Raw genomic sequence first — 10,826 nt, 5'->3', positions numbered from 1 at the left:
GCCGCGTACGCGGCCGACGACATCAAGCCCGTACTCGCGGCCTTCCACAAGGAACACCCGAACATCACCGTCGACTACCAGGCGGTTCCGTTCGACCAGTTCAACAGCGTGCTCAGCACACGCCTGAGTCGCCGGGACTCGACCCTCGACATCTTCGATGTCGACATGCCCCGTACCGACGCCTACCAGGCACGGGGCTGGCTCACCGATCTCTCCTCGGCATTCCCCGACCTGACGGGCAAGGTCGACAAGGCGTCACAGCAGGCCGCGACCAGCGACGGAAAGCTTGTCGCCCTGCCGTACCAGACGTCGAGCCAGCTCCTCTACTACAACAAGGCGCTGCTCGAGAAGGCCGGCGTTCCCTTCCCCTCGGCGAAGCCCGCCGACCGCTTGACCTGGGAAACCGTCACCGCCGATGCCAAGAAGACCCAGCAAGCGGGTGCCAAGTGGGGCCTGCTGTTCGATCAGGTGAACCGTTACTACCAGTTGCAGCCCCTCGCCGAGAGCCTCGGCGGCGGCCCGGGCGCCGGCGGTACCGGAAACCTCACGCCCGCACTCCGGAACGCGGGCTGGAAGAAGGCCATGACCTGGTACGGCTCCCTGTACAAGGACAAGATCTCCCCACGCGGGGTACCGGTGGCCCAGACCCCGGACCTCTTCGCCTCCGGTCAGGTGGCCTTCTTCCCGGGCGGCCCGTGGTGGGCGACCAAGTTCACCGCCGACGCCAAGCTGGACTTCGGCGTCACCGCCTACCCCTACTTCGAGGGCGGCAAGGCCGTCACTCCCACCGGCGGATGGTCCCTCGGGCTGAATCCCGCCAGCAAGCACGCGGTCGCCTCCGAGATCTTCATGAGGTACATGGCACTCGACAACGGTGGATTCGCCCAGCACATGTCCAGCCTCGCGGTGCCACCCTCCAGCACGGCCGGCACGGCGACCTTCTACAACCAGACGGTCTTCAAGGACCCCCGCATGGAGGGCGCCGTCGAACTGACCAAGTACGAATTGGCGAACACAGCCACTTTGCGGGCCAGGACCGCCGGCTACGTCGAGTTCGAGGACACACTGTCCAAGACCTTCGACGACATCAGCAACGGCGCCTCCCCAGACAGCGCGCTGTCCTCAGCCACCAGCACGATCAATCAGGCGTGGGCCAAGTACCGCTAGGGCGTGTTCCGAAAGCAGCGCCGTCCGCCCGAAGGGCGGGGCCCAGGGCCTCTCGTCCGGATTCTGCCTCGCGAGCCCTGGCGCCGCGGCTCGCGGCGCAGCCGGATCCACACGAACGACCCCAGCCCACGCGAACCGACCGGCCGGGGCGAGCCGACAGGCCCCGCCGACGGGAGGGACACCCGCAATGACACTCACAACGCACCCTCCGGAAGCCGGAGAGACAGCTCCGCCGACACAGCGCAAGGGCAGCCTTCACCGGCGCAGGCTCCTGGGCAACCTCAGCGCGGCGGCCATCTTCCTGACGCCCGCTCTCGCGCTCATCGTCGTGCTGCGGCTCGTCCCCGTCGTCCAGGCCGTCAACGACGCCACCCACACAAGCCTCCCCGGCAGCACCCTGCCGCCACGCTTCGTGGGACCGGACACCTTCACGGCACTCTTCTCCTCCGACGCCTTCTGGTCCTCCGTCCGGCAAACCCTGATCTTCAACGTCGTCGTCAACCCACTGCAGATCGCGCTGGCGCTCGCCCTCGCGGTGCTCCTCACCCAGAACCTGCCCGTCACCGGCGTCTGGCGCACACTGATCTTTCTGCCCGCCGCGGTCCCCATGACCGGTTCCGCGGTGGTATGGGGTATCGCACTGCGCCCGGACGGCCCCGTCAACGCGGCGCTCGCCGGGGTCGGCATCCACCAGCAGCCCTTCCTCACCGGACAGGGGCAGGTCGTCGCGAGCCTCATCCTCATCGCCAGCTGGATCGGCGTCGGTTACTGGATGATCTTCCTCATCGCGGGTCTCAACGACATCCCGACCGTGTACTACGAAGCCGCCGCGATCGACGGAGCAGGGCCGCTGCGCCGCTTCTGGTCGGTGACGCTTCCCCTGCTCCGCCGGCCACTGCTGTTCGTCCTGGTCGCCGACACCGTCTCGAACTTCGTACTGTTCGCGCCCATGCAGATCCTCACCGACGGGGGGCCGCAGGAGAAGTCGAACTTCCTCATGTACGACATCTTCCACAACAGCTTCGAGCTCGCCGATCCGCACACCGCCGCGGCGGAACTCCTGGTGCTGCTCGCCCTGATGATCGTCATTGTCGCGGTCCAGTTCCGGCTGCTGCGCAGCGCCGAGGAGAACTGATCATGAACCGCACCTCACTCCGGACCCCTGGCCCGTCCGCGGCCTCGAACTCCGGCCTGTCCACGGCTTCGACATCCGGCCGTACCGGCCGTGTCGTGCTCGCCGTCATCGCCGTCGCCGTAGGCATCGCCTTCCTCCTGCCGGTCCTCTGGCTCATCGCCAGTACGTTCCGCAGCGCCACCGAAACCTTCGCCGACAGCTCCTCCTTGAACTGGCACATGCTGTGGCCCGAGCACTGGACCCTCGGCAACATCCACTCAGCGATCGACAACGGCTTCCTGCGCAATCTCTCCAACAGCGTGATCGTCGCCGCTCTGACGGTCGTTCTCGGCATGGTGATCTCCGCGATGGCGGCCTTCGCGCTGGCGGTGGTCGACTTCCCCGGCCGTAAATTCGTCTTCGGCGTGGTCGTGCTGAGCTTCCTCGTGCCCTTCGAGGCCATCGCCATTCCCTTGGCACACACATTCAGCGACTGGGGCCTCACCAACAGCATTCCCGCCCTTGTCCTGCCCGGACTCGGGAACGGACTGGCAATCTTCACGCTCCGCCAGTTCTTCCTGGGCATCCCGTCGGAACTGGCCGAAGCCGCGCGTGTGGACGGTGCCGGATGGCCCCGGATCTTTCTCAGGATCTACCTTCCGCTGACCCGCCCAGCGCTGATCGGTACCGGTCTGATCCTGTTTCTCTTCCAGTGGCAGGCGTATCTGTGGCCCATCCTTGTCACGACCAGTGACGAAAAGGACCTCGCACCCGTCGCCATCGCCAAGACCTTCAACGCGTTCAGCAGCGACTACGGCCGCGTCTTCGCCGAGACAGCGGTGCTGGCAGTCATTCCCGCCGTGATTCTGCTCGGCCTGCAGCGCTACTTCGTCGCATCAGTCGCCACCACTGGGAGCAAGAATTGACCCGCGTAGCCGTGGTCGGATCCGCGAACCTCGATCTCGTCGCCCGTACTCCTCGTCGCCCCGCGCCGGGTGAGACCGTCCTGGGCACCGACTATCTGGAGCACCCGGGCGGCAAGGGGCTCAATCAGGCCGCCGCTGCGGCGACCGTGACCGGCACGGCGTTCGTCGGCCGCCGTGGATCCGACGACGCCGGCCGGGCGCTGGAGACCGAGCTCATCCGGCGAGGGGTCGACACCTCCCATTTCCTCGCCCTCGAAGGACCCAGCGGTCACGCCCTCATCACGGTGACGCCCGACGGTGAGAACAGCATCACCGTGCTCCCTGAGGCCAACCGCCTGCTGCTGCCCGCCGACGTCACGCGTGCACTCGACGTCCTTGCCCCGCGACTCGTCCTCACCCAGCTGGAGATCCCGCAGGTGACCACCGAGGCCACGGCACGGTGGTCGGTCACTCATGGCGCACGGCTGATGCTCAACGCCAGCCCCAGCGCCACCCTCCCCGAACACGTCCTCGCCGCGGCGGATCCCCTCATCGTCAACCTCACCGAGGCACACCATCTGACCTTCGCCGAGACGCCGGAGGACTCCGCGAACCTCCTTGCGGAGCGATGTGTTTCCGTCATCATCACACTCGGTTCCGGCGGCTCCCTCGTCGTGGAGAAGGGGCGGACCACCCACCTTCCCGCAGCGAGGCTGACGCCGGTCGACACCACAGGGGCCGGAGATGTGTTCGCCGGCATCACGGCGGCGCACCTCGCCCACGGCACCGGCCTCGTCGAAGCAGCGCACCAGGCAACCCTTGCGGCAGCCCAGGCCATCCGGACACCACGGTCCAGCCGGTAGGGGCCACCCCGTGGACCGCGGGACCCGTGGACCACGGGAGACCACGCACCTCGACCATCGTCGGACCGCCACAGCAAAGCGGCCCGCCGGGTGAAGGGACGGGCCGCTCGCGGGGTTTCGAGGGGTTCGGAGGCTGACCAACCACGCGGGCAGTGATATGCGCCGTGGCAGCCTGCCGAACCTCCCTCTTTCTTGCCGACGAGTCGGCCGGGGAGGGCCGAGAAAAGGCCCGCTGCTGCTCGAGGGTCCACTTGAACAGCCTCAACTGAGCGGCAGGCCCGAAAATCGCTCGCCGGACCCTGCGTACCTCCCGGACAATGCCCAGGTCCCGAACGCGCGCGGGCAGGTCAGGGGAAGATCCGGTTCGACGGACAAAGGGGAGCGTATGGGGCTTGACTACAGCTACGAGATCGTCGTGCCTGCGCGGAACGTCGTCAGGGCGCTGCTGGAGCTCAACAAGCTGGCGCCGACGGCCCGTCGAGTGACGCCACTCGCGGTCACCATGCCCGGCGGTGACCGGGTCGTCGTCCCGTTCACGTCCAACTTCAAGAGCGACCCGGTGGATTGCTCCACCAGCGACAGGCTTGAACTCGACACCTCCGTCATGTCCGGCGTCGACGACGCGGTGCGCGAGTTCTGCGGGGAACATGACTTCGAACCTGACGAGTTCGGGAGAGTTGGCATCGGGTACATCTATCTCACGGTGCGCTTCGCGCCCGAGCGACACCCTCGCTTCGCGTCGCTGGAGTTCACCGCGGCCACGTCGGGGATGAGCCGGCTGTTCGAGCGATCCGCGAGCGTCAGGGCCGTGTTCACCGGCCTCACCGCGGCCAGTGGCGGAGTGTGCTGTCTCCTCGACACGGAGAGTGACATCTTCCAGATATGCTGGCTGAACGGTCAGCCGGTCCACGACACGGTTCCCGGCCCCCGCTTCGCCAACTACTGTGATCTCGCGGCGGTTTGGCCCGGCCAGGACGAGTGAGGAAGCATCTCGTCGTCGTCCGGGCCCCGGAAACCGAGCCCCGGATCATCGTGGGCGCAGGCCCGCCAGCAGCGTCTCGACCGTCTCCGACACCAGCACACCGAGCGGCTTGGCGCCGTGCGTACCGGTGGCGGCCAGCACCGCGAGGCCCTGCAACACCGCCAGTACCGGCATATCGACCCCCCCCCGTGGTGTCGGGGTCGATACCGCCCCGGGCCCGCGCCTCCGCGAGAAGCCGTACGGGCGCGGCGAACGCCCTGTCGTTCGCCGCCCGCGGCCGGTCGCCGCGTGAGCCCTCCTTCGAGGCGTGCATCAGGCCCAGCAGTGCCCGGTGCGGCCACCCCGCCCGGGCCGTGCGAAGCGCCACCGCCCAGGACGCCGCCCTGGCCCGGAAGCTGTGGACCCTCTCCGAAGACCTCACCGCGACGGCGTTCCCTCTCGGCTGACGTCCGGGCCGCTCGGAGAGGCCCTAGCCCGCCCAGACGGCGACGAAGAAGAGTGCGAGTCCGACGGGCAAGCCGCCGAAAGCCGCGATCGTTCCGTTGAGCCAAGCGGATTCACTCCCGATCCGGTGCACGGAGTACCGGAGCACCACCGCCGAGGTGAGGAGTGCCGCGGCGAAGAAGGGACTGAGAACAGCCATGGAGATAAGCCAGGTACGGAAGGGACTGAGTCCGCACGTCCAATCTGTGCCCGTGCACCGCCGGTCGACGGCCGAGGCGACCCCGTTCAGGGTCAAACCGAGGATGAGCAGCCCGTACCAGGCCGCGGTGCAGGCCAGGGCCTTCCCTGCGACACGTCGTCCGGAGCGGTATGAAGTCGTGTTCACAGGCGTGAGGTTAGGGTCCCGCCGGCCGGGTTCCCTATCCGTTCGCGTACTCAGTCAGCGCTGAGTGACCGGCCTCTTGACGCTCCGTGCGCACGTGTGAGGAACGAGGGGCGCACCGTCGGCGCGGACCGAGCGACCCCTGTCACCCCAGTTATCCCGGGCACCATCGCCGCGGTGACGGCGGGACGATGGAGCCCGGCCCGAGATCGTGGGTGCGCCGCCCGGCTGCGGCCAGTGGGTCAGTCGGCCGCCGCCGGCTCCACGTCCAGGACCACCTTTCCCGCGATGCGCCGGTTCAGCAGCGCTTGGGCGGCCTCGGTGACGCGCTCCCAGGAACCGCGCCGGTCGGACTCCGGGGAGAGCCTCCCCGCCGCCACGAACTCCAGCAGCGCTGCCAGGTCCGGGCCGACCTCATGGACGTCGCCGAACGTGCTGATCGTCTTGGACGGTCCGACGGAGAACAGCGAGAGGGGTGCGAAGACCGCCGGTTCGTCGGAAGCCCAGCCGATGCTCCGCAGGTCCCCGCCGGGCGCGAGGAGTTCCCATGCCGCGGTCAGCTGCGGCCCGCCGACGGTGTCGAGGACGAGGTCCACCGGCCGGTCGATGCCCTCCAGTCCGACCACCACCTCGCGGGCGCCCAGTGCGGCCAGGCCCTCGGCGCGCGCCGGTGATCCCACCGAGGCGATCACATGGGCGCCGCCCAGGGCCGCCAGCTGGACCGCGTAGCGGCCCACGCCGCCGGCCGCGCCGGTGATCAGCACCCGCCGGCCGAGGACGGGGCGGGAGCGCAGTGTGCGCAGCGCGGTGACGCCGGCCATGGGCAGCGCGGCGGCGTCCGCGAGATCGACCCCGGCGGGAACCTCCGCCACCGCGGTGGTGTCCACGGCCATCCGCTGGGCCCAGGCGCCGGCGCCGAAGGCCGCGACTCTGGCTCCGGCGGACGGCCCGGTGCCGTCCGCCGCGGAATGTACGACGACACCGGAGGCGTCGTATCCGTGAACGGTTCCGGCCGGACGTCGCCCGGCGAACGCCACCTCACCGCGGTTGAGGGAGATGTGCCGTACGTCGAGTACGAGCTGATGCGGCGCCGGCCGGGGCCGTGGAACCGTCCCGAGCCGCAGAGACCCAGGGGCGCCGGGATCAACGACGAGCGCGCGCATGTCCATCGAGCATCCTCCGCGGATGGGCGTTATCCGGACCGACGGTCCGTTTGATGCACGGTAATATCCGGACCGTCAGTCCGTCCAGCCGAGAGACGCCGATGGCCCCACCGCACACCGAGCGCGCCGACGCGGTCCGTAACCGTCGGGCGGTACTGCGCGCGACTGAGCAGCTCTTGAACGAGGGCGGCGGCGACCATGTGTCGCTCGATCGGGTCGCCGCCCTTGCCGGGGTCGGGAAAGGCACCGTGTTCCGGCGCTTCGGCAGCCGCGCCGGACTGCTCCAGGCACTGCTGGAGGAGCGGTCACGCGACCTGCGCGAGGCGGTCAGGAGCGGAGCCCCGCCGCTGGGGCCCGGAGCGCCCGCTCAGGAACGGCTGCTCGCCTTCCTGGACGTGCTCGGCGGGATCGCCGAAGGCAACGCCACGTTGCTGTCCGCGCACGAACAAGCCTGCGCCGAGGACAAGTACGGTGATCCCAGCTACCAGCTCTGGCACCGCCATCTCGCCGGTCTGTTCGCCGACGGACGTCCCGACGCGGACGCCGACTTCCTGGCCCACGCCGTACTCGCCCTCTTCGACGGCGCTCTGATCCGCCGGATGACACCGCCCGAGGACCCTCGCCGCTTCACCCGTTCCGTCCAGCGGATGGCCATGACGCTGCTCCGCCCTCTCTGACCGCGGGAGGACCGGTGGGGCTGCTCCCGTCGGGTCAGGGCATTGCCGGCACAGCTCACGGCCGCCCCCGCCGGAGCGCCGGCCGGTCGCTGGACGAAAGCCCCGAGCCGAGCGACTTCCTAGGTGAAGAGGGCTGTGATCAGGGCGATGTCGTCGTCCTTGTTCTGTCCGAAACGTTCGAGGAGAAGATCGCACATCTCTTCGAGGTCGTCCGGGCCGCCGGCCACGGCTTCCCGGAACTCGGCGAGGGTGGTGTCGAGTGGGGTTGCCCGTACTTCGACGAGGCCGTCCGTCACCATGACCACACGTGTGCCGTGCGGGGCCCTCAGGACGGTGGGCGGCGGGTGGGGGAGTCCCAGACCGAGGAGCGGGCCGTGCGGTTCGTGGAACCGTGGTCCTTTCCGCGGATCGATCACGAGTGGGGGGATGTGACCGGCGTTGGCGATGTGCAGGAGACGTTCGCCCGGGGTGACGAGGACGAGGCAGAGGGTGACGGTGATGCCGGGCTGGGAGTGGCCCAGCAGTGTTTCCAGGCGTTCCAGGATGTGGTGCGGAGGGTGGCCTTCGATGGCGTAGGCGCGCAGCGCGTGGCGTACCTCGCCCATCACGGTCGCGGCGGTCAGCGAGTGTCCCACCACGTCGCCGATGGCGAGCAGCAAACCGTTGACGGTTTCGACCGCTTCGTAGAAATCCCCGCCGATTTCGGCGTGTTCGGAGGCCGGGAGGTAGCGGAAGGCCAGCTCGATGCCCGGGACAGCCGGCAGTTCCTTGGGGAGGAAGGAACGCTGCAGGGCCAGACCGAGGGCGTGCTCCTCGTTGTAGGTCCGCAGGGCTTCAAGGGCCAGGGCGCTGGCGTTGGCCAGTTGCTGGAAGAGCTGTTCGTCGTCGGTGCTCCGGAGAGCGGTCGCGGGGACGGCCAGGCAGACGGGGGGACGGCCGCGCTTGGTGCGGGAGATCGCGAGTGCGACGTCTCCGTCGAGATGGTCGGCCGGCAGCAGAGCCTTCCACTGTCCCTGCGGGACACGGACGAGCGTGACCCCGGTGTCCCGGGCCAGGCCGTGTGCGGCGAGCTGGTCCAGGAGGCGAGGGTGGGCGGGATGAGCGCGTACGGAGCTCTGCGGGCCGTCGATCATGCTGTGGACGGCTTGGGCCTGGGGAGAGAGGAACACCGCGCTGGCGGGACTGGCCAGGACGCCGGCGGTGCCGCCGGTGGCCGCCGACGCGAAGGAGTGAAAGCCGACAGCGCTGTAGACGTCCAAGGTCGTTTTGTTCAGCGCGATGAGGCGTTGTGCGAGACTCTCGGCGCGCCGGCGGGCTCTGGCGTAGCGCAGGGTGGCGGTGACGGTGGCGAGGAGCTCGCCCGGGTCGACGGGCTGGTTGAGATAGGCGTCCGCGCCCCGTCTCAGTCCTTCCGCGTGATCGTCCGGGCTGATCGCGGCGGCGGAGATCTGGATGATCGGCAGATGAGACGTCCGCGGGTTGTCCTTGATGCGTTCGCTGACCTCGAAGCCGCTCATGTCGGGAAGCCGGACATCGATGATCGCGATGTCCGGAAGCCGCGGTGCGTTGTTCAGATGCGTGAGCCCCATTTCGCCCGTGTGCGCACCGATGACCGTGTGTCCCGCGCGCCCCAGCCAGCTGGTGAGGATGTAGCGGTTCGTTTCACTGTCGTCGACGACCAGGACTGTCGCGGGCAGTGGATCCTGGGCTGTGTCGGTCACGGCCCGCCCCTTTCGGCTTCCGGTTCCTTCGCGTACTCATGACCGAGATCCGGCAGGCGTACCTGTACGCGGGTGCCGACGCCGACGGTGCTGGTGAGGGTGAGCGAGCCGCCGAGGAGTTCGGCGAGCGTACGGGCATAGGGCAGGCCCAGGCCGGTGCCGGGCCGTCCGCTCTGATGAGGGCCCCGTACCTGGTAGAACGCTTCGAAGACCCGCCCGAGTTCTTCGGCGGGGATACCGACCCCCGTGTCCGTGACGGTGAACAGCACAGCGGGAACGGACGATTCGGGGTCCGCGGCGACGTCCAGACGCACCTCGCCCCGCTCGGTGAACTTCAGGGCGTTGGAGAGGAGGTTGCGCAGGACACGGACCAGCAGCGTCTCGTCGGTCGTCAGGACGGTTCGCTGTTCGAGGGAGGGAGTGACGAGGGTGATCCGGTCGTGGCCGTGGCTGGTCAGGAGCAGGTTGCTGAGGTGGGCGACGAGCAGACGCAGATCCACGGGCACCGGATGGATCTCGACGTGGCCGGCCTCGGCCTTCGCGACGTCCAGAAGGTCGTTCACGAGCGACAGCAGCGTATGCCCCGAGGACGAGATGAGTTCGACCTGTTGCTGTTGCTCAGGGGTGAGAGGCGGAGAGCCGGCGGCCCGCAGCAGTTCGGACAGCGCGACGACGGCGTTGACCGGGGCGCGCAGTTCGTGGCTGATGTTCGTCCAGAACCGGGTCTTCGCCTCGCTCGCCTCCTGCAGTTGGTGCCGCTTGTCCTCCAGCTCCGAGTGCAGCGCCAGCACGCCGCTGTTGGTGGTCTCCAGCTCCTGCGTCAGCTCGGAGTACAGCGCGACCACCCCCTGGTTGGTCTCCTCCAGCTCCTCGTTGAGCCGGCGCAGTTCCTCCCGCTGCGCGCGCGTCTCCTCCAATGTCGCGATCAGGTCGCGTGTCTGGGCACGGAGGTCGTCCGCCTCGGTCGATCCGGTGCCGTCATGGAGTGCCGCCTTCAGCAGCCCGTACCGCTCGTCCGCCTTCACGCTCTCCGTGGGAAGTGGCTGGGTGATGACAACGCGGCTGACGGTCGCGCCGGGCCGATGGCTGACTCGCACGAGTTTCGCGACCAGGTCAAGTGTGTCCTGGGCCGGCGGAGGCCCGCCGCCCCAGACGAATGTGACCACGAGGGAGGCGGTTCGGTCCGTTGTGTCCAGGCCGAAGAGGACCTCCAGCCCGCGGCATCCGAGCCGGTCCCTGCCCAGTTCGCTCAGCGCGGTCGCCAGTCGGACCTGGTCCTGCCGGTCCAGAGCCACCACCGCCGCCGCCGCTTGAGCACGACGCCTCAGGCTGAACACGTCCTGAGCCGAGGACAGGGCGAAGGACGCCACCGGGCCGGCCGGCCCGGTGGCGGACGGGTGGGTGTCGT

Annotated in this window: 12 protein-coding genes; 7 read left to right on the top strand and 5 right to left on the bottom strand. The window is 68.8% G+C overall.

The annotated features are described in order from the left end of the window. The 5 genes from BFF77_RS22940 to BFF77_RS22920 form a co-directional block, all read left to right on the top strand. On the top strand, positions 1-1,167 hold a 1,167-nt coding region (locus BFF77_RS22940), incomplete at its 5' end, for an ABC transporter substrate-binding protein (protein WP_066952912.1). Between the two features lie 187 nt (positions 1,168-1,354). Next, on the top strand, positions 1,355-2,302 hold the full coding sequence (locus BFF77_RS22935) for a carbohydrate ABC transporter permease (RefSeq protein ID WP_079125398.1): 948 nt from the start codon (positions 1,355-1,357) through the stop codon (positions 2,300-2,302). 95 nt (positions 2,303-2,397) lie between these two features. Further along, complete coding sequence (locus BFF77_RS22930) at positions 2,398-3,207, top strand: carbohydrate ABC transporter permease (RefSeq protein WP_211280300.1); 810 nt, start codon at positions 2,398-2,400, stop codon at positions 3,205-3,207. Further along, entirely contained in the window at positions 3,204-4,049 is an 846-nt protein-coding gene (locus BFF77_RS22925; protein ID WP_066952908.1) for a ribokinase, read from the top strand. The genes BFF77_RS22930 and BFF77_RS22925 overlap by 4 nt, the downstream gene beginning before the upstream one ends. Before the next feature lie 385 nt (positions 4,050-4,434). After that, on the top strand, positions 4,435-5,031 hold the full coding sequence (locus tag BFF77_RS22920) for a hypothetical protein (RefSeq protein ID WP_066952903.1): 597 nt from the start codon (positions 4,435-4,437) through the stop codon (positions 5,029-5,031). A 45-nt stretch (positions 5,032-5,076) separates the two neighbouring features. On the opposite strand, the gene BFF77_RS37795 is transcribed toward BFF77_RS22920, so the two are convergent. After that, positions 5,077-5,205, bottom strand: a complete 129-nt coding sequence (locus BFF77_RS37795; RefSeq protein WP_281196575.1) for a hypothetical protein — start codon at positions 5,203-5,205, stop codon at positions 5,077-5,079. A gap of 17 nt (positions 5,206-5,222) precedes the next feature. Here BFF77_RS37795 and BFF77_RS35270 point away from each other — a divergent pair, with 17 nt between their 5' ends. Then, positions 5,223-5,477: a hypothetical protein gene (locus tag BFF77_RS35270; RefSeq protein WP_141698497.1), complete on the top strand. Its 255-nt coding sequence runs from the start codon at positions 5,223-5,225 to the stop codon at positions 5,475-5,477. 23 nt (positions 5,478-5,500) lie between these two features. Here the strand turns inward: BFF77_RS35270 and BFF77_RS35800 are convergent, their stop codons facing one another. Then, positions 5,501-5,674 carry a hypothetical protein gene (locus tag BFF77_RS35800; RefSeq protein ID WP_169922710.1) on the bottom strand — a complete coding sequence of 58 codons (174 nt, stop codon included), beginning with the start codon at positions 5,672-5,674 and terminating at the stop codon, positions 5,501-5,503. Between the two features lie 425 nt (positions 5,675-6,099). Beyond that, entirely contained in the window at positions 6,100-7,020 is a 921-nt protein-coding gene (locus BFF77_RS22910; protein WP_079125400.1) for a zinc-binding dehydrogenase, read from the bottom strand. A 53-nt stretch (positions 7,021-7,073) separates the two neighbouring features. Here BFF77_RS22910 and BFF77_RS22905 point away from each other — a divergent pair, with 53 nt between their 5' ends. Continuing rightward, entirely contained in the window at positions 7,074-7,697 is a 624-nt protein-coding gene (locus BFF77_RS22905; RefSeq protein WP_245703654.1) for a TetR/AcrR family transcriptional regulator, read from the top strand. 119 nt (positions 7,698-7,816) lie between these two features. Here BFF77_RS22905 and BFF77_RS22900 read toward each other — a convergent pair whose 3' ends face one another. Together BFF77_RS22900 and BFF77_RS22895 are read right to left on the bottom strand one after the other, a co-directional pair. Then, positions 7,817-9,418 carry a fused response regulator/phosphatase gene (locus BFF77_RS22900; RefSeq protein ID WP_066952899.1) on the bottom strand — a complete coding sequence of 534 codons (1,602 nt, stop codon included), beginning with the start codon at positions 9,416-9,418 and terminating at the stop codon, positions 7,817-7,819. After that, entirely contained in the window at positions 9,415-10,788 is a 1,374-nt protein-coding gene (locus BFF77_RS22895; protein WP_066952922.1) for a sensor histidine kinase, read from the bottom strand. The genes BFF77_RS22900 and BFF77_RS22895 overlap by 4 nt, the downstream gene beginning before the upstream one ends. Positions 10,789-10,826: the final 38 nt, after the last annotated feature.

The organism is Streptomyces lushanensis (assembly GCF_001700515.1).
Lineage (GTDB): Bacteria > Actinomycetota > Actinomycetes > Streptomycetales > Streptomycetaceae > Streptomyces > Streptomyces lushanensis.
Note: the sequence above shows the minus strand (reverse complement) of the source record. Positions and strands in the feature narration are given on the sequence as shown.